The following is an 18420-nucleotide window of genomic DNA, read 5'->3' as shown; positions in this document are numbered from 1 at the left end:
GGGCGTGGGGCCTGAGAGAGCGGCGCGTCAGCGCACGACCTGGCTGATCTCATGCATGAGCTGCGCATAGAGCGCCTGGCGTTCGGGCGCGATGCGGCCGTCGTCGATGGCTTCGAGAATCGCGCAGCCCGGCTCGTGCAGATGATGGCAGTTGTAGAAGCGGCAGTGCGCAAGCAGCGGCCGGAACTCGGGGAACGCGCGCTCGAGCTTGCCTTCGGTGAGGTGATAGAGGCCGAACTCCTGGAAGCCCGGCGAATCGATCAGCGCGCCACCCTCGGGCAAGCGGTAGAGCCGCGTGAACGTCGTGGTGTGGCGGCCGCTGTTGAGCGCCGTGGAGATCTCGCGCGTGGCCGCTTCGGCGTCGGGGATCAGCAGGTTCACGAGCGTCGACTTGCCCATGCCCGACTGGCCGAGCAGGATCGTCTGATGCCCGTGCAGATGCTCGGCGAGCGTCTCGCGGGCTTCCTGCGGCCGGCCTTTCACGGAAAGCTCCAGCACCGTATAGCCGAGCGCGCGATACCGTTCGAGCCGCGCCCGGGCGAGCGGCAACGCGGCCTCGACGTCGATCTTGTTGAGCACGATGAGCGGCTTGAGATCGTTGGCCTCGGCGGCCACGAGCGCGCGCCCGAGCAGGTCTTCGCTGAAGTGGGGCTCGGTGGCGAGCACGATCAGCAGCTGGTCGAGGTTAGCCGCGAAGAGCTTCGACTTGAACTGATCGGAGCGATAGAGCAGGTTGCGCCGCTCGCCGATCGCGACGATCACGCCCTGATCCGCGGAAGTCGACTGGTACTCGACGCGATCGCCCACCGCCACTTCGCTCTTCTTGCCGCGCGGGAAGCACTGCAGATGTGCGCCGCCGCCGTCGGGGGCGACGAGATAGTGGCGCCCGTGCGCGGCGATCACCACGCCGTGCAGCGTGGCACCCGCGCTCTTCGCAGCGCCGGCGGCTTTCGTTGCACGCCGGTTCATGCGTGGGCGAGCAGTCGGTCGATCCGCTGCGATGCCGGCGGATGCGAGTAGTAGAACGCGGTATAGAGCGGGTCGGGCGTGAGCGTCGATGCGTTGTCCTCGTAGAGCTTCACGAGCGCATTGACGAGATGCTGCGCGTCGGTCTGCGTGGCGGCGAAGGCGTCGGCCTCGAACTCGTGCTTGCGCGAGGAGAGGCTGCCAAGCGGCGTGACGAAGAACAGGAACACGGGTACGGCGAGGAAGAACAGCACGAGCGCGAGCCCTTCGTTACCGCCGAGGAGCGAAGGACGCACGCCGAGGCCCTCATAGAACCACACGCGCTGCGAGAGCCAGCCGAGCAGCGCCAGCAGCGCGAGGCTGATCGCGAACGTGACGAGCATGCGCTTGATGACATGGCGGCGCTTGAAGTGGCCCAGCTCGTGCGCGAGCACGGCCTCGATCTCGCTGCCCGAGAGGCGCGCGAGCAGCGTATCGAAGAAGACGATGCGCTTGGACGCGCCAAAGCCCGTGAAGTAGGCGTTGCCGTGCGCGGAGCGGCGGCTGCCGTCCATCACGAAGAGGCCCTTGGCCGCAAAGCCGCAGCGCTGCATGAGCGCCTCGATGCGCGAGCGCAGCGCTTCGTCGCGCAGCGGTTCGAACTTGTTGAAGAGCGGCGCGATGAAGCTGGGGTAGAGCACCAGCACGAGCATCTGGAACGCGACCCAGACGCCCCATGTCCAGAGCCACCAAAAGCTGCCCGCCTGCTTCATGAGCCAGAGCACGACGAAGAGGAGCGGGATGCCGAACGCGGCGCCGAGCAGGAGCCCCTTGATGCGGTCGACGATGAAGATGCGCTTCGTCATGCGGTTGAAGCCGAAGCGCTCCTCGATCACGAACTGGCGGTAGTAGTCGAGCGGCAACTCGATCGCGCCGGAAACCGCAAGTACGGCCCCGACGAGCGCGATCTGGCCCACGTAGTCGCGCCCGAGCGCGTCCGAGATGCCGAGATCGAGGGCCTGAATGCCGCCGAGCAGCGTGAGCCCGATCAGCACGACCGCGCCGAGCACGATTTCGATCATGCCGAGACGCGTGCGGGCGATCGTGTAGTCGGCGGCGCGCTGGTGAGCGGCGAGCGGGATGGTGGCGGTGAACTGCGCAGGCACCGCGCCGCGGTGGGCGGCCACGAAGCGGATCTGGCGCGACGCGAGCCAGAGCTTGGTCGCAACCATCGCAAGCACGGCCACGACGAACAGCGCGCTGAAGTACAGCGCCGGGGAGGGGGACAGATTAGGCATCCAGGAGGTCCGTGGTATCTATGCGACAATTATATGTTCTCGCCGGCCGGGCATCGCATCCTCTCGATGCCGCGCACGCGCCGCGCTTCCAACGCTCTCCGGGTTGCCTTTCATGACTGACATCACCTCTGCCGGCCAGACGGGCCAGGCTGGCCAAAACGGCGGCGCGCCGATTATCGAGCGCACCGACATGAACCTGATCTGGCTCGACATGGAAATGACAGGGCTCGATCCCGACAACGACCGCATCATCGAGATCGCCGTGGTGGTGACGAATTCGACGCTCGACAAGCTCGTGGAAGGCCCGGTGCTGGCAATTCACCAGCCGGAGGCGGTGCTCGACCGCATGGACGAATGGAATCGCAATACGCACGGCCGCTCGGGGCTCACGGAACGCGTGCGCGCCTCGACCGTCACCGAGGAATCCGCGACCGAGCAGATCATCGCGTTTCTTTCGCAATACGTGCCGCCCGGCAAGTCGCCGATGTGCGGCAACTCGATCTGTCAGGACCGCCGCTTCATGGCGCGCTGGATGCCCACGCTCGAGCGTTTTTTCCATTACCGCAATCTCGATGTGAGCACGCTCAAGGAACTGTGCCGCCGCTGGCAGCCGACCATCTACAAGGGCTTCCAGAAGCGCGCGATGCACACGGCGCTTGCCGATATTCACGAGTCGATCGACGAGCTCAAGTACTACCGCGAGCACTTCCTCGTGGCCGCGCCCGGCATCATGCCGGACGTGGGCGCGGGCGAGGCCGGTCCGGCGCTCTGATCGGCGCCGCAAAGCGCGACGGCGCCTGATGGCGCCGTGTTGCAGGATCGCAGCAGGGATATCTGAGTGTTACGCGCGCGGCGCTCGCTGCGCGCTCTTTGGCCGGAACGCCGCCACGACGTTCGGATCGGTTTCGATATACGGCCCGCCGATCAGGTCGATGCAATACGGCACGGCGGCGAAAATGCCCGGCACCTTCACCGCGCCCTGATCGTCGCGCAGGCCTTCCAGCGTTTCCTTGATCGACTTCGGCTGCCCCGGCAGGTTGATGATCAGCGCCGCGTGGTCGTCGTTTTCGCGGATCACGGCCACCTGGCGCGACAAAATCGCCGTCGGCACGAAATTCAGGCTGATCTGGCGCATCTGCTCGCCGAAGCCCGGCATTTCCTTCGTCGCCACCGCGAGCGTGGCCTCGGGCGTGACGTCGCGGCGCGCGGGGCCGGTGCCGCCCGTGGTCAGCACGAGGTCGCAGCCCAGGCCGTCCACGAGCGCGGTCAGCGTGGCGGAGATCGTCGCCGCGTCGTCGTGGATCAGGCGTGTTTCGGCGCGCCAGGGCGTTTTCAGCACGCTGGCCAGCCACTCCATCAGCGAGGGAATGCCCTTGTCCTCGTAAACCCCGCTCGTCGCGCGGTCGCTGACCGACACGAGGCCGATCACCAGTTCGTCGGGATGGCTGCGCTCAGGCTTCGTCATCTTCGCGGTCCTCGTCGGCACGCTCGTTTTCGTGGTCTTCACTTTCGCCGGGGCCCTGGGCGCTCGTGTCCTTGATCCACTGGAACAGCTCGCGGAAGTACCTGGGCGGCTTGCTTTGCTCCTGCTCGCGGCGCGCGTTGCGGATCAGCGTGCGGCCTTCCTGCGCATCGGCGGCGGGGTGCTGGCGGATGAATTCGGTGAGCGCGTCGTCGCTGGCGAGCAGCTTTTCACGGGTGCGCTCGATCCAGTGCAGGCGCGCCGTCGCGGCCTTGTTCACGCCGCGGTGCTCGTCGAGCTTCGTGCGCAGCGCGGCGACTTCCGCTTCCGTCAGGCCGCGCATCATGCGACCCACGTACTGGAGCTGGCGGCGCTTGCCTTCGTGGTCGGTGATGCGGCGGCACTCGTGCACGGCGTCGGCGAGGTCTTCGGTCATCGGCATGCGCTTGAGCGCGTCCTTCGGCAGCTCCACGAGCGCCTGGCCCAGTTCCTGGAGCGCTTCCATTTCGCGCTTGAGCTGCGACTTGCTCGGGCGGTCGTAACCGTTGTCGTCCTGGTCGGCGACAGCGTCGTTCATCGGTTGAATGCGGGTTTTACGTTTCATGGGGCGTATTGTAGCGTGCGCGGGCGTGCGGCTCGGGCTGCAAGGCGGCGCGCCTGGGCGCCCGGGAAGGATGTTCGGCGCATCGCACAAGCGACGAAAGCGCCTGTGATGCCCGTTCGCATACCTTGCTATGATCGCGGGATGCGTTTCGCGAACGCAGCGCGCTGCGAAGCACCTGATGTGACAACCGAAGCAGCACCAGCGGCGGCACCAGCGAAACACGACACCAGCGGGCCGAACCGGCCCAGAACCGGACCGTAACGACAATGGCAGCAGACATCGAAGCCCGGCAACGCTTTTTCCCGCATACCCAGGACGAACTCAAGGAGATCGCCTCCGACATCCTTCGGCACGCCAGGACGCTAGGCGCGAGCGACGCCGCGACCGAGATTTCCGAAGGCGACGGCTTGTCCGTCTCGGTGCGGCGCGGCGAAGTCGAGACGATCGAGCACAACCGCGACAAGATGGTCGGCGTGACCGTCTATATCGGCAACAAGCGCGGCAACGCGAGCACCTCCGACTTTACGCCGCAGGCGCTCAAGGACACCGTGGCCGCGGCGTACAACATCGCGCGCTTCACTGCCGACGACGACTGCGCGGGCCTCGCCGAGCGCGAGCTGCTCGAAACCGCGCCGCGCGATCTCGATCTCTACCACCCGTGGAATCTCTCTGCCGACGAGGCCGTGGAGATCGCGCGCCGCGCCGAGGACGCCGCGTTCGCCGTCGATCCGCGCGTGAAGAATTCCGAAGGCGCGAGCGTCTCGGCGCAGCATTCGCAGTTCGTGCTCGCGACTTCGGGCGGCTTCCTGCACGGCTACCCGTACTCCCGCCACTACGTCTCGTGCGCGCCCATCGCGGGCGAAGGCCGCAACATGCAGCGCGACGACTGGTACACGTCGCGGCGCAGCGCGGCCGAGCTGGCCTCGCCCGAAGCGGTCGGGCGCTACGCCGCGGAGCGCGCGCTGTCGCGCCTGAACGCGCGCAGCCTCGACACGCGCAAGGTGCCGGTGCTGTTCGAGGCGCCGCTCGCCGCCGGCCTGCTCGGCGCGTTCGTGCAGGCGGTGAGCGGCGGCGCGCTCTATCGCAAGACCTCGTTCCTCGTCGACAGCCTCGGCAAGCCCGTGTTCGCGCCGCACATCCAGATCGTCGAGGACCCGCACGTGCCGCGCGCGGCCGGCAGCGCGCCGTTCGACGAAGAGGGCGTGCGCACCCAGCGCCGCGAAGTCGTGAAAGACGGCATCGTGCAGGGCTACTTCCTCTCGTCCTATTCGGCGCGCAAGCTCGGCATGCAGACGACGGGCAACGCGGGCGGCTCGCACAATCTGCAGTTGCAGAGCTCGCTGACAAAGCCCGAGGACGACTTCGAGGCGATGCTCAGAAAGCTCGGCACGGGGCTTCTGCTGACCGAGCTGATGGGACAGGGCGTGAACTTCGTGACGGGCGACTATTCGCGCGGCGCGTCGGGCTTCTGGGTCGAGAACGGCAAGATCCAGTACCCGGTGGAGGAAATCACGGTGGCGTCCACGCTGCAGGAGATGTTCCACCACATCGTCGCCGTGGGCGCGGATACGCTCGCGCGCGGCACGCGTCAGACGGGCTCGGTGCTGATCGAGAGGATGACGGTGGCGGGGCAGTAAGCCGCCGTTCCTGTAGTTCGCTTCGTTCCTGTAGTTCGCTTCAAATGAAAACGGCACGCCTCGCGTGCCGTTTTGCTTCTGGGGCGCTGTTTGCTCACACAGGCTGCTCAGGTCCGTCGCACGTAGCGCACGAACGCGAAATCGAAGTCGTTCGGCGCATTCGCGTGCAGCGTCTCGCGCGACGTCTCGCGCCAGACGGCGGGATCAGGCGCGGGGAAGGTGGCGTCGCCCTCGAAATCGGCGGCGATTTCCGTCACCACGAGTTCATGTGCGAGCTCAAGCCCTTCGCCGTAGAGTTGCGCGCCGCCGATCAGGAACGCCTCGGGCGCCTGATCCTGCGCGGCGAGTGCGAGCGCCTCGTCGAGGCTCGTGGCCGTGTCGCAGCCGGGAAAGCGCTTGCCCGCGTCGCGCGTCACGACGATGTTGCGACGACCCGGCAAGGCGCGGCCGATCGATTCGTGCGTCTTGCGGCCCATGATGATAGGGGCGCCCATGGTGGTGCGCTTGAAAAACGCGAGATCTTCGGGGAGCCGCCAGGGCAGCGTGTTGTCGCGGCCGATCACGCCATTGCGGGCGCGAGCGACGATGAGGGTGAGCGTCGTCATCGATGGGTTAGCGGTGCGGAGTGGGGGCCGAGCTTGCAAGCCGATTGCAGCGATTCTACCTGAGCGCGCCGGTCGCCCCGGCGCGCCTCCTCATCGCACTTCTCGCGCAGTGCGCGCTTCACTCCCGCCCTTCCGGCGGCAATTCCGCCTGGTTTTCCGCTTCGCCGCCAAAAAACGTCTTCTCGTCGCGCAGGCCGTGCGTGCCCATGAGGCGGTAGAGCGTCACGCGCGAGATGCCGAGATCGGCCGCGGCCTCGGTGAGCCGGTGCCGGTGCCGCAGCAGCGCCGCCTCGATTGCGCGCCGCTCGGCGGCTTCGCGCGCCTGCGCGAGGGTCACCGTCTGCTGCGCGGTGAAGTGCGCGAGATCGAGATCCTCGGCGGAGATCAGCTTGCTCTCGGCCATGACGATCGCGCGCCGCACGCGGTTGATGAGCTCGCGCACGTTGCCCGGCCAGTTGTAGTTGTACATGGCCTCGATCGCGTCGGGCGTGAATCCCCGTATGCGGCGCGCGCTGTCCTGCTTGAATTTGTGGAGCACGTGGTGCGCGAGTATCTCGATGTCCTTGCCGCGCGCGCGCAGCGGCGGCTCGTCCACGCGCAGCACGCACAGCCGGTGAAAGAGGTCGGCGCGAAAATGCCCGTCGCGCATCGCCGCTTCGAGATCGACGTGGGTGGCCGAGATGATGCGCACGTCCACCGGAATCTGCTCGTGGCCGCCAAGGCGCTCGATCTTGCCTTCCTGCAAAAAGCGCAGCAGGCTCGCCTGGCTTTCCATGGGCAGGTCGCCGATTTCGTCGAGAAAGAGCGTGCCGCCGTTGGCCGATTCGACGCGCCCGATCTTGCGCTGGTTCGCACCCGTGAACGCGCCGCGCTCATAGCCGAATAGTTCGGATTGCAGAAGATGGTGCGGGATCGCGCCGCAATTGATCGGCACGAAGGGCGCCTTGCGCCGCGGCGAGCGCTCGTGGATCGCGAGCGCGGTGAGTTCCTTGCCGGTGCCCGATTCGCCCGAGATGAACACGGTGGCGTCGGTATTGGCCACCTTGCGGATCGTGCGAAAGAGCTGCTGCATCGCTTCGCAGGTGCCCACCATCTCGTCTTCGTCCGGGCTCGCGGCCCCGGCGCCCGATGCACCGAGATCGCACAGCGACACCATGCCGAACGCGTGGCCCACGAGATAGTCGAGCGTGGCGTGCGAGACCGGCACGTGCACGTAGTCGAAGCAGTAGTGGCGGATCAGGCGCCGCACGTCGGCGTCGGCGAGGCGCGAGTCGTCGGTGAGCGCGATCCAGCCCACCTGTTGCAGGCGCAGCACCGCTTCGAGCCCCGCGAACTCGCGCGGCGCGAAGCCCGTGAGATCGACGATGCCCGCATACGCCGCCTCCGGCTTCACGAGGCGCGAGGCCTCGTGGGCCGTGCGGGCTACCGCGAGTTCCCAGCCGCGGCTCTTCAGGTACGCGCCGAGCAGCGGGTCCGGGGCGCGTGCGATATACAGCAGCGTGCGCTCGAATGCGGCCTCGGGCTTCGCGTCGCGCGCGCGAACCGCGTCGGGCGCGTCGCCCGAAACTGGGGGGCCGGTCACGGCGAGCCGCTGGCCTGCGCCGGCGAACGGTGTCACGGTGGCGCCCAGATGAGAGGATTCGCGCACGATCGGCCTCATGTCATTAGAAGGTGTAAGGGAAACGCACACCGACGACGAAGTTCGGCGCGTCGGGCGTGAGGCCGACGGAAACCGCGCCGTTGATCGTCAGGTGTTTGTTGACCACGTGGTTCAGGCCGAAGTTGAGCACCGAGGCGGTCGTCTCGCTGCCCGGCACGCCGGTCCAGGAACCGCCCGGCGCCCTGGTCTTCGACTGCGGCTCGATCGCCATGGTGTACGAGATGCTGGCCGAATCCTTGTCCGAGAACGCGAGCGCGACGCCGCCGCCGAACTGGATGATGTCGCCGAGCTTCACTTCGGCTGGCTCGACCTGGCCGATCACCGAGGAGATGTCGGCGAACGAGCGCGAAATGTTGTACGTGTACGAGAAGCTGCCGAACAGCACCACCGGGTCGTAGGTCTTGAGCACCGAGAGGCCCGCCGTGACGTTCCAGAAGCCCGTGCCCGTGGGCAGCTTGCTGGGTGCGACGAGATTGGTGTTGTCGGGCGTGATCTGCTGCACCTTGATGCCGAACGGCGAAGTGCCGGTCGGCGTCTTCACGCGCAGGCTGCCCACCACGTCGGGCATGCTGTTGGTTTCCTTCAGGAACTGATAGTAGATCCCGAAGTTCACGTCGCCGATGTCGTTCGAGGTGACCGTGGCATCCGAAAGCGTGCTCGCCGAGCCGCCCGCGCCGCCCACGATGAAGTTGCTGCGCCGGTACACGTAAGGTACGTCCACATCCACGCTCATGCGGTCGGTGAGGCCGTAGCGCGTGTCCAGGTCGGCTGTGATCTGGTGCGACTTGGTCTGCCCCAGATTGATGTTGCCGAGGAAAATCGCGTCGAGCGCGAGGAAGCCCGAGAGCTGCAGCTGCCTGCGATCGTAGTAGGTGTCGCTGATACCCCAGTCCAGCGTGAGCCGGTGGTCGAAGAGCGGCGCGTGCTCGCGCTGCACGACGGCCTCTTCGGCTTGCGTGCGGCTCGGCTCGGCGCTCTTCTGCGTCTCGCCGACGGTCGGACTGGCGTTGGGATTGGCGCCCGCGTTGACGCCCACGGGCGCGCCCTGCTGCGGGCCGCTCGCGGCCGCCGTGCCGGTCGCGCCGCTGGTCGTTCCAGCCTCGGGCGAGGGCGGGTTCACCGGCACGCCCGTGGCGGTGCCGGTGAGCGCGCCCGGCGCCGTTGCGCCCGGCAGCGCCTGGGCGAGCGGCGGCAAGGGCACCGGCAGACCGTCGGCGCCGGGCTGCTCGGCGACCGTTGGGTCCGATGCCGCGAGCGCGCCTGGCATGCCGCGCCCGCGCTGCGCCATTTCGAGATTCGTCACCTGGCGCTCGAGTGACTGGATCTGCCGCTGCTGCTCGTCGACTACGCGCATGAGTGTATTCAGCCGTTCTTCGATTGACTGGCTTTGTAGCGCCTGCGCATGGGCGGATTGCGCGAGCGCGAACAGCATGACTGCTGCTGGAATAGCGGCCAGCCTCACGTGCGGCGCCGCCGTCCTCGACATCATCCTCATTCTTCTTCCCCCGGCTCGTGCGCCTGGCGGAACCCCCCGGTTCCATACCCGCGCACGTCGATGCTCCTCATTCGATTTGCTGCTTCTCTCGCGGGACCGTTGCCCGCGTGGTGGTCTCCTCGCCCGTACATGAGCGCTCGGTTAGTGGAGATTTCGCAGAGCCTGTAATACGCCGGACTGCCGGATCATTTGCGACGTCATCTGCTGCGTTTGCAGACTCAGTTGCAACTGGTTGGCGACCTGCTGGTTATTGCCTGCGACCTGGAGTAGCTGGGCGATCGCGCCGGCCTGCTGCGCATTGCCCGGCACGATGCTTTGCGTGGCGATGCCCGCCGGCGTTTGCAGCTTCACGTTGACGCCGTTACTGCCGAACGAGATCCCTGCCTTGATGCTGCCGTTGACGTTCGAAGCCGACGCACTCGGCTGGTTGCTGGCGCCCGGCAGGGTGGGAACCTGCGGCGCGTTGTTGTCATAGGCGATGGTCGCGGCGTTGGCGCCCGCATTGCCATTGCCGGCCACCTGGGTGATCTGCGAGACGCCGTTGACCGAGACGTTCTGGCCGCCGGTGGCCGTCGCATTCGGGTTGGCGCCGCTGCCTGTGCCATTGCCGACATTGCCGACATTGCCGGCATTGCCGGCATTGCCGACATTGGTGACATTGCCGACATTGCCGACATTGCTGACATTGCCGACATTGCTGCCATGGCTGACGCTCGGGGTCCCGCCCGGCGTCGGATCGATCACGGTTGCCAGCGTCTTGACCTGCGCGCTCACCTGGTTCGCTGTGTTCTGGGCGACCGCGAGCGCGCCTTGCGCAACTGCCGTCGCGCCGTTGGGCAATTGCCATTGAGAAAGCAGGTTCAGAACGAACCCCGAAATCATGTCGCTGCCGGCATATTTGCCGGTCTGATGCGCGAGCACGTCGTCGCCGACGGCTTCGCAGCGGATGCCCTGCGCCTGTCCATCGGCGTTCGAGAGGAACGCCGGCACCGGCTGCGGCAAGCCGATGCTTTCGGCCGCTTGCGCACCGCTCGATAAAGCGCAGGCGAGCGCGGAGACAGCTACCGCGATGCCACACTGTGAGAGGTTGCGGTTCATGACTCTTGGGACTTCAGAACATGACGGCCTTATCGAGGCCGTATTCGAAGAAGGGTGTCGCCGCCGTGCCGTTGAGCAAGGCGTTTTCGCGCAGCTTGAGCGCGAGCGACTCGTTGTTCTGCAACAGCGGAGAGTCCTCCAGGAACGGTTTGCCGAGCACCGCGAAGACGAGGCCGTTCCATGTCTTCGCAAAGTCGTCTTCGGCGACGATACGGTTGCCGAGCGCGGGGTCCGCGATGAAGATGCGGCCGTTCTCGGCGTGCTTGACGATCACGAAGTGCTCATAGCCATTGATGTTCATGAGCACCAGCACGGGAATCTGCAGGTGGTAGAGCGCGTCGGTGTTGACGCGAAAGCCGCGGCCGCGCAAGCCGATCGTCTCGACGAACTTCTTCATGTCGAGCATGGAGAAGCCGTTCTTGACGACCACCTCGGGCGTGGAGAACACCATCATCTGGCGGATCAGCTCCGGTTCGGGGATGTCGATGCCGTAGCCGTACTTGAGCAGCGTGGCGAGCGCGGCGGCGCCGCAGCTGTAGTCGAACTGCTGGCTGACGATGCTGCGATAGCGAAGGTCCCGCATCGAATGGACCGGAAGCTTCACCGGCACGCCGATGAGGTGGGTCGCGTCGAGCGTCGACTGCGCGTGCGCAGGCACGAGGGCCGCGCTGCCCGAGAGCAACAGCGCGACGGCAAACATCCTTGACGCCGGGGTCGATACGGGCCCGGACATGGTTGTCTCCTGCTCCTGATGACGCGCCGGCTGCGGCGGTGCAGCCGGCGCGCGGTACTTCTCGAGGTATTGCCTGTCTAGCCGCTGGGACGAGCCCAGTTCCTGCTGTGCTGCGAGTCGTGCCTAGTGGCCGTTGTTCATTGCGGCGATGGCCAGGCCGTTGTGCTGCAGGTTGCCGATGCCGCCGGCAATGTTCACGCCGATGTTGCCTTGCGCGCCGGTGAGCGTATTGGCGCCGAGGCTGGCCGTGCCCTGGAACTGGCCGGTGGCGCTCATTGCCGCGGTTTGCACGTTGTTATCCGTCGCGACCATCGCGACCGTCGAGGCGGACCCCGGCTTCGCGGTCGTCACCGAGCCGGCAAGGCTGTTGTTTTGCGCGTTGCCGATACCCGATGCGACGTTCACGCCGACGTTGCCCGAGACGTTCGCGAGCGAGCCGTCGCCGACCGACGCGTTCAGATTGAAGTTCTTCACGTGGGCATGACCGGTGGATGCCTGCGTGTTGAAGATCTGCGCGTTGCCGAAGACGTTGCCCATATCGACGGAAGCGAGCGCGACATCGTTGCTTTGCGCGTTGTTGATGCCTTCCGCGATGTTCACGCCGAGGTTGCCCGTCACGCCGGTTGCGGCGCCGTTGCCCGTCCTGGCATCGAGCGTGCCCGCCTGCTGCGTGTTGATGTGCTGCGTGACCGAGCCCGTGGTGTGCTCGTCGACCGTGTTGAGCGTGTCGTTCACGTTGTAGCCCCAGCCGCTGCTCGAGCTCGAGCTGTGCGAGGACGAATGGCTATGCGTTTCCGCGCTCGTGGTCGTGGTGCTGTACGTATGCGCGTAGGTGTCCGACGAGTTCTTCGTCTTCGAGCTCGTGCCGTTCACGCTAACCGAGAGCTGTGCGCTGCCCGTGCCGTCGGCATAGGCGGAATTGGCGTTGGACGACGTGCTGCTCGTGTTCTTCGTGTTGTTCGCGTTCCATGCGGCGCCGACGTTCGTCGTGTCGGTGTTGTTGTGCGTGTTGGTCCTGGTGTGCGACGTGCCTTCCGAGCCGCTGAGGCTGAAGCTTGCGCTGCCGTTTTTGGAGTCGCCGCTGTGCGCCCACGTTGCGCTGCCCTGGAGGTTGCCATTACTGCTCTGCGACTTCGTGGACGTGTTGTTCCCCTGGCTGCTGTAACTCGTCGAGATGCCGGCGCTGCCCGTGTCGCTAAAGGTGTTGGAGGTCGTCGAGGCGCTTGCGTTGCCGCTGTCGGTCGCGACGTGATAGTTGCCGCTGATGCCCGCATTGAACGTCTTGCCAAAGCTCGAATTGCTCGACGAGCTCTTCGTGGTCGAGGCATTCACGTCATGCGTGTAGGACGAACTGCTCGACTCGGAAGACGTGCTCGAGTGGCGCGAGTTCGAGTAGTTCCAGAAGGAATTGTTGCCCGACCCTTTTGCGCTGATGTTGTAGTCGTTGAACGTCGTCGTGACCTTGCCGCTCGTGTAGCTCTGCGCTTGCGGAAGGAGCGTGCCGCCGCTGGTCGTCTGGTTGTTGTTGATGACCGCGCCGGCCGTGCTCGACACGGAGACGCAGCCGAACAGCAGGACAAACCCTTCGACACCGACACCTTCGTGCACGCTCGTGGCGTTGAAAAGATACGCCATGTTCGATGGAACTGCGTAAGCGGAACCTGCCGCCGACGCAAGAACTGCCGCTGCTATTAGGGTGCGCTTCATGATTTCGCTCCGATACTGAGTGGTCAGTTAAAAAAGAGTGCCCGCCGGGGGACGGAGCACAAAACTGTTCGCCGTAGCGTTGCCGGCGCCGGCCGTCTGGTTCACCTGCACGAGGCCCGTCGCATTCCTGAATGCCGCACCGTCGATGCGTACCTCACGAATACCCCCTACCTGGGCCGATTGCCCCTGACTGCCGTTCCTGGCGGCGGCAGCGGACAGTTCGCCGTCCGAGACCGCCACCACACCAATCGCACCACTGCCGATGAGAGCAGTGTTGCGCTGGACATTGCCCACGCCCGCCGACTGATTCACCATCATTGCGCCGTTCGTGTTCGCAAAAGCTCCCGCACCTATCGTCGCGCTCGCGTTCTTGAGCCGCGCTGTGATGCTCGCGAGCTGCTGGTCGCCGTTCAGGTTGATGGCCACGGTGCCCGTCGTGATCGTCAGCTGGTTGGCCTGCGCGTTGTCGACGCCGGCCGTTTCGTTCACCGCGAGCGCGCCGGTTGTCGAGGTTGCGGCGCCCGGGGCAATGACCGCCGTCGCGCCTACCGTCGCCTGGGCGTGCGCGACGCCGGCAAAGCCAAGCGCTGCGGCGCAGGCGAGCGCCGCGGGAAGTGCGGCGCGAAGTGCAGCGCGCCAGGCGCGCGGCGTCTGGATCGAACGGCTCATTTCATGCCTCCCATGGCGCCCGTGAGCGGAGCGAGCGCGCCAGTGACCGTCGAGGAAATCGTGCCGCCGATGCCGCCGCCGACACCCGCGCTCGCGCCCGGTCCCGCCGCCGTATTGGCGCCCGTGGCGCTGCCGGTGAGAATGCGCGTGAGCGCTTGGACGCCGGCGTTTTGGGCGCTCAACGCGCCGTTCGCGTTGACGCCGCTCGAGCCGTGCGCGTTGGTGAGGTCCGTATCGCTGACGAGCGTCGCGATTGCGGGGTCGTAACTGTTCTTGGGGAAGGTGGTGGCGCGCACCAGCACCGGGTCCTGGCTCTTCGGCACGTTGTCGAAAGCACTGCGCGGTGTGATGTCGCGTTCGACGATGATGTCGCCCGGGTTCGTGACCTGCTGGGCGGCCACGCTAGCCGTGACGCCCGAGGCCAGGAGTGCGCACAGGGCGGCGGCCACCTGGAGCGGGCGGCGGCTCGCGCCGCGCGTCGCGTTGCGTACGGTCCGTACGGTCATTCTGGTCTCCTCCTGGACGAAAGCCGGCGCATGGGCGCCCCGCCCGTCCCTTGTCCGGGCGCAGCGTCGTTGTGCCGCGCACCGGACGCCGCGCCGCCCTGCGGCGCGGGTGCTATCTCATCGTTACTTTCTCGTGTAGCTCGCGACGTTGCCCTGCGCGTTCTGCGTGGCGTCGACGGGAATCGGGAGCGGCGCAGGCGGCGCAATCTCGTCCCAGAGCGTCACGCTGTTGTTGCCGCGCATCAGTTGCGGCGTGGCGGCCACCATCACCATTCCGACCGCGCCGCCGCGCTGGCGCGCAAGCGTCTGGTCGTCGAGCGGTCCGGCGCCGGCGAAGGAAACGTCGTCGCCAGAGGCAACCGGGTCGGCGGCCGCATGCAGGCTGGCGGTTGGCGCGGCGTTGTCCTCCGCGGCGTTCGTCGTGTCCGTGTCGGGCGTGCTGGCCGCAGTCGGGACATTCGTCGGGGTATTCGTCTGCGCATTGGTTTCGAGGGTGGCCGGCACGAGCGCGGCGGATGTTGCAGGAACGACATCCGGGGCGGTGCGCGAGACGCTGGCGAGCGCGAGCGGTGCGGAATCCCGAGCGAACTGCGCGGCCGGCGCTTCGTCGATCGACTGCGCCAGCGCGGCGGGCGAAACGACGAAGAGGGCGGCGGGCAAGAGCATGGCGGCGCATGCGCTGCGCAAACCAATGACACTGCGCCGGACCTGCTGGGTGATGAGTCGCATGGCGTATCTCCTGATGCGAGACATTTAGCGAAACGTGTGCCATCGCTCGCAATCCATTGATACGCTTCGAGCCGCGCTATTTTCTGCAGATTTTGAATCGCAGATATTCGCCAAAATGTTTCAGTGCTGAAACGTCAGGAGGTTTAAACCTGCGTGGCAATGCTGGAGGGTTTCAAACGAGAACGTTTGCGAGCCCGGTGCGTCGCAGATTCACGGAATGGAAACATTCGTTATTATTTCTGTGCTCACAAAATGGCAGGATTGAGATGGAAACACTTCCATCCGTCCCCGAGTCATTCCATCCGCATAAAACCTATCCAATTCCCATGAGGCTATAGTAAGCTTCAGAAAAAGCCGTAATACCTATAAGAAAAGGCCCACACGTGGGCAGGTTGACACACACGCCACAACTCGGGGATTCACTGTCAGCAAAAGCATGCGCGTTCACTGTTTTGCAGGTACGCGAAAGCCGCTTTTTGCTGCGTGTCTGTACATTCAGGTGCGTGCCGTCATTCGCAAACGATGGTGTTGGCAAGAGGATCTGAATAATGGAACCTGCAACGCGGCAATTGGTGTACGTGACGCGAAAACCGGTCGAAGTGTTGAACGAGCGGTTCCACGAGCGTGGCTGGCAGGTGGAGATCGTCGGTAACGCACGCGACGCGCGGCGCGCGTTCCGTGCCGGTATGCCCGCGGGGGGGCTGCTCGACCTTTCCAGTGAATTCCATCTGCACGAGATCGGCTCGTTCGAGCCGTGCCTCACGCTGCCCAACGTGGGCTGGGTCGCGGCGACCACGACCGGCCAGCTCCAGGATGCCACGCTGCGCCGGCTCGTGCGAGATTACTGTTTCGATTACGTAACGGTCCCGTGGAACGGTGACCGCATCGTCGATTCGGTCGGCCATGCTTATGGCATGGTCTCGCTCGGCGAACTGGCCTCCAACGACACCACGGGCGGCGCCGAAGGCGAAATGGTCGGCTCGTGCGAGGCGATGCTCGCGCTCTTCCGCTCGATCCGCAAGGTCGCCATGACCGACGCACCGGTGTTCATCTCGGGCGAGTCGGGCACGGGCAAGGAGCTCACGGCCGTGGCGATCCACGAGCGGTCGTCGCGCCGCAACGCACCCTTCGTGCCGATCAACTGCGGCGCGATTCCGCCGCATCTGCTGCAATCCGAACTGTTCGGCTACGAACGCGGCGCGTTCACGGGCGCGAGTCAGCGCAAGATCGGGCGCGTCGAAGCGGCCAACGGCGGCACGCTCTTTCTCGACGAGATCGGCGACCTGCCCATGGAAAGCCAGGCGAGCCTGCTGCGCTTCCTGCAGGAAGGCAAGATCGAGCGCCTTGGCGGCCATCAGTCGATTCCGGTGGATGTGCGCATCATTTCGGCCACCCACGTCGATATGCGCGCGGCGATGGTGGAAGGGCGCTTTCGCCAGGATTTGTATCACCGCCTGTGCGTATTGCAGATCGACGAACCGCCGCTGCGCGCGCGCGGAAAAGATATCGAACTGCTCGCGCGGCACATGCTCGAGCGCTTCAAGAAGGACGGCGGCCGGCGTCTTCGCGGCTTTTCGCCCGACGCCATCGCGGCCCTGCACAACTACAGCTGGCCCGGCAACGTGCGTGAACTCATCAACCGCGTGCGGCGCGCGATCGTGATGTCGGAAGGCCGCGCCATCACGGCGCGCGATCTGGAACTCGGCGACTATGTCGAGGTGGTGCCCGTGTCGCTTGCCCAGGCGCGCGAGGCCGCCGAGCGGCAGGCGATCGAGCTTGCGCTCCTGCGTCACCGCGGACGTCTTGGCGATGCCGCCCACGAGCTCGGCATCTCGCGCGTGACCCTTTACCGGCTTCTCTGCGCGCACGGCATGCGCCACATGGAAAGCGAGCCGCTCGCACCGCACCCGGGCGGCCTGGCCTCGGGCCGTTGACGCTGGGCGCCAGGGGCGGCGCATCAGTGCGGCGTGCACTGAGCGCGTGGCGTCGCTCTCGCCGCCCGGTTCCGCTGGGTTTTGCTGTCACGCTTCGTTCCTCGCTTCGCTTCCCTCCGCTTCTGCGCCAGCTCGTTCCAGCCTGCCGATAGCCCGTCCCGCGGGCGTTCGCGCCGGGTTCCCGTGACCGCATGACCGCGCGCTTTTGGCGCGTCCGACCCAGGTCGCGCGCGACGGGTAAAATCCTGTTTTTCCATCCTGAATCCGAACCGGGCGCCAGCCGTCCGACGAGGGAAGCGCGCATGAAACAGTATCTCGAGCTCGTCCGCTCGATTCTCGACACCGGCACCTGGCAGGAAAACCGCACCGGCATCCGCACGATCAGCCAGCCGGGCGCAATGCTGCGTTTCGATCTGCAAGCGGGCTTCCCGGCGGTCACGACGAAGAAGCTGGCGTTCAAATCGGCCGTGGGCGAACTGATCGGGTTTTTGCGCGCCTCGCGCAGCGCCGCGGATTTCCGCGCGCTCGGCTGCAAGGTGTGGGACGCCAACGCGAACGAGAACGCCCAGTGGCTCGCCAATCCGTACCGCGAGGGCACGGACGACCTGGGCGAGGTCTACGGCGTGCAGTGGCGCCGCTGGCCCGCCTACAAGGTGCTGGACGCAGATGCGGCGGCGCAGCTCGCCGACGCGCAATCGCGCGGCTACGCGCAAGTGGCGCAGTTCAGCGAGGACGGCCGGCAAAAAGTGTTGCTCTATAAGGCGATCGACCAGCTACGCCAGTGTCTCGATACGATCATGAGCAACCCCGCTGACCGACGCATCTTGTTTCACGCCTGGAATCCGGCGGTGCTCGAGGAGATTGCGCTGCCGGCCTGCCATCTGCTGTACCAGTTCCTGCCGAATCCGACGAAGCGTGAAATCTCGCTGTGCCTCTACATCCGCAGCAACGACGTGGGTCTGGGCACGCCGTTCAACCTCACGGAGGGGGCGGTCCTGCTCCATCTCGTGGGCCGGCTGACGGGCTATACGCCGCGCTGGTTCACGTATTTCATCGGCGACGCGCACATCTACGAGAACCAGCTCGACATGCTCAACGAGCAATTGCGCCGCGAGCCCTACGAGAGCCCACGCCTCGCCATCTCGGAGCGTGTGCCCGAGTACGCGAAGACCGGAATCTACGAGCCGGAGTGGCTCGACAAGGTCGAGCCCTCCGACTTCTCGCTCGTCGACTATCGGCATCACGAGCCACTCACCGCACCCATGGCGGTGTGAGGCGGCAGCAGCCGTCGGCGTTTGAAGTGTCGGCGCCATGACAAAGCCCGCGAACGGCGACGTT

The 18420-nt window shown here is 66.0% G+C and carries 17 protein-coding genes; 4 read left to right on the top strand and 13 right to left on the bottom strand.

Annotation, left to right across the window (positions count from 1 at the left end; translation table 11 throughout):
• Positions 1 to 27: 27 nt before the first annotated feature.
• The gene (gene rsgA / locus BMI01S_RS14980; protein ID WP_028212884.1) at positions 28 to 969 is read right to left on the bottom strand and encodes a ribosome small subunit-dependent GTPase A; all 942 of its coding nucleotides are present in this window, start codon (positions 967 to 969) and stop codon (positions 28 to 30) included.
• Entirely contained in the window at positions 966 to 2243 is a 1278-nt protein-coding gene (locus BMI01S_RS14975) for a M48 family metallopeptidase (protein ID WP_028212885.1), read from the bottom strand. The genes rsgA and BMI01S_RS14975 overlap by 4 nt, the downstream gene beginning before the upstream one ends.
• Before the next feature lie 112 nt (positions 2244 to 2355).
• On the opposite strand from BMI01S_RS14975, the gene orn reads away from it, so the two are divergent.
• Positions 2356 to 3015, top strand: a complete 660-nt coding sequence (orn, locus tag BMI01S_RS14970; protein ID WP_028212886.1) for an oligoribonuclease — start codon at positions 2356 to 2358, stop codon at positions 3013 to 3015.
• Positions 3016 to 3084: 69 nt separating this feature from the next.
• Here orn and mog read toward each other — a convergent pair whose 3' ends face one another.
• Entirely contained in the window at positions 3085 to 3708 is a 624-nt protein-coding gene (gene mog, locus BMI01S_RS14965) for a molybdopterin adenylyltransferase (RefSeq protein WP_036019575.1), read from the bottom strand.
• Positions 3695 to 4309, bottom strand: a complete 615-nt coding sequence (gene yjgA / locus BMI01S_RS14960; protein ID WP_272945665.1) for a ribosome biogenesis factor YjgA — start codon at positions 4307 to 4309, stop codon at positions 3695 to 3697. The genes mog and yjgA overlap by 14 nt, the downstream gene beginning before the upstream one ends.
• 266 nt (positions 4310 to 4575) lie before the next feature.
• Between yjgA and pmbA the strand changes: the two genes are divergently transcribed.
• A complete protein-coding gene (pmbA, locus tag BMI01S_RS14955; RefSeq protein WP_028212889.1) occupies positions 4576 to 5946 on the top strand; it encodes a metalloprotease PmbA in 1371 nt (456 codons plus the stop codon).
• Between the two features lie 107 nt (positions 5947 to 6053).
• On the opposite strand, the gene BMI01S_RS14950 is transcribed toward pmbA, so the two are convergent.
• From BMI01S_RS14950 to BMI01S_RS14910, 9 genes are all read right to left on the bottom strand, one after another.
• Positions 6054 to 6551 (bottom strand): dihydrofolate reductase, encoded by a 498-nt coding sequence (locus tag BMI01S_RS14950; RefSeq protein WP_028212890.1) that lies wholly within the window; start codon positions 6549 to 6551, stop codon positions 6054 to 6056.
• A 118-nt stretch (positions 6552 to 6669) separates the two neighbouring features.
• On the bottom strand, positions 6670 to 8199 hold the full coding sequence (locus BMI01S_RS14945; RefSeq protein ID WP_028231346.1) for a sigma-54-dependent transcriptional regulator: 1530 nt from the start codon (positions 8197 to 8199) through the stop codon (positions 6670 to 6672).
• A gap of 16 nt (positions 8200 to 8215) precedes the next feature.
• Positions 8216 to 9697, bottom strand: a complete 1482-nt coding sequence (locus BMI01S_RS14940) for a hypothetical protein (RefSeq protein ID WP_154671288.1) — start codon at positions 9695 to 9697, stop codon at positions 8216 to 8218.
• 150 nt (positions 9698 to 9847) lie between these two features.
• Entirely contained in the window at positions 9848 to 10804 is a 957-nt protein-coding gene (locus BMI01S_RS14935) for a hypothetical protein (RefSeq protein ID WP_028231345.1), read from the bottom strand.
• Between the two features lie 13 nt (positions 10805 to 10817).
• The gene (locus BMI01S_RS14930; RefSeq protein WP_028212894.1) at positions 10818 to 11537 is read right to left on the bottom strand and encodes a C39 family peptidase; all 720 of its coding nucleotides are present in this window, start codon (positions 11535 to 11537) and stop codon (positions 10818 to 10820) included.
• A 123-nt stretch (positions 11538 to 11660) separates the two neighbouring features.
• Positions 11661 to 13244, bottom strand: a complete 1584-nt coding sequence (locus BMI01S_RS14925) for a hypothetical protein (RefSeq protein ID WP_028212895.1) — start codon at positions 13242 to 13244, stop codon at positions 11661 to 11663.
• A 27-nt stretch (positions 13245 to 13271) separates the two neighbouring features.
• Complete coding sequence (locus BMI01S_RS14920; RefSeq protein WP_028212896.1) at positions 13272 to 13913, bottom strand: hypothetical protein; 642 nt, start codon at positions 13911 to 13913, stop codon at positions 13272 to 13274.
• Positions 13910 to 14419 carry a hypothetical protein gene (locus tag BMI01S_RS14915; RefSeq protein ID WP_028212897.1) on the bottom strand — a complete coding sequence of 170 codons (510 nt, stop codon included), beginning with the start codon at positions 14417 to 14419 and terminating at the stop codon, positions 13910 to 13912. The genes BMI01S_RS14920 and BMI01S_RS14915 overlap by 4 nt, the downstream gene beginning before the upstream one ends.
• A gap of 123 nt (positions 14420 to 14542) precedes the next feature.
• Positions 14543 to 15148 (bottom strand): hypothetical protein, encoded by a 606-nt coding sequence (locus BMI01S_RS14910; protein ID WP_042289680.1) that lies wholly within the window; start codon positions 15146 to 15148, stop codon positions 14543 to 14545.
• Positions 15149 to 15696: 548 nt separating this feature from the next.
• On the opposite strand from BMI01S_RS14910, the gene BMI01S_RS14905 reads away from it, so the two are divergent.
• Both BMI01S_RS14905 and BMI01S_RS14900 read left to right on the top strand, forming a co-directional pair.
• Positions 15697 to 17082 (top strand): sigma-54 dependent transcriptional regulator, encoded by a 1386-nt coding sequence (locus BMI01S_RS14905; RefSeq protein WP_028212899.1) that lies wholly within the window; start codon positions 15697 to 15699, stop codon positions 17080 to 17082.
• A gap of 302 nt (positions 17083 to 17384) precedes the next feature.
• Entirely contained in the window at positions 17385 to 18356 is a 972-nt protein-coding gene (locus BMI01S_RS14900) for a thymidylate synthase (protein ID WP_028212900.1), read from the top strand.
• Positions 18357 to 18420 lie beyond the last annotated feature (64 nt).

Origin of the sequence: Paraburkholderia mimosarum LMG 23256 = NBRC 106338 (assembly GCF_000739815.1) — a bacterium.
GTDB classification, from domain to species: domain Bacteria; phylum Pseudomonadota; class Gammaproteobacteria; order Burkholderiales; family Burkholderiaceae; genus Paraburkholderia; species Paraburkholderia mimosarum.
This window is presented reverse-complemented; position numbering and strand designations above follow the sequence as displayed.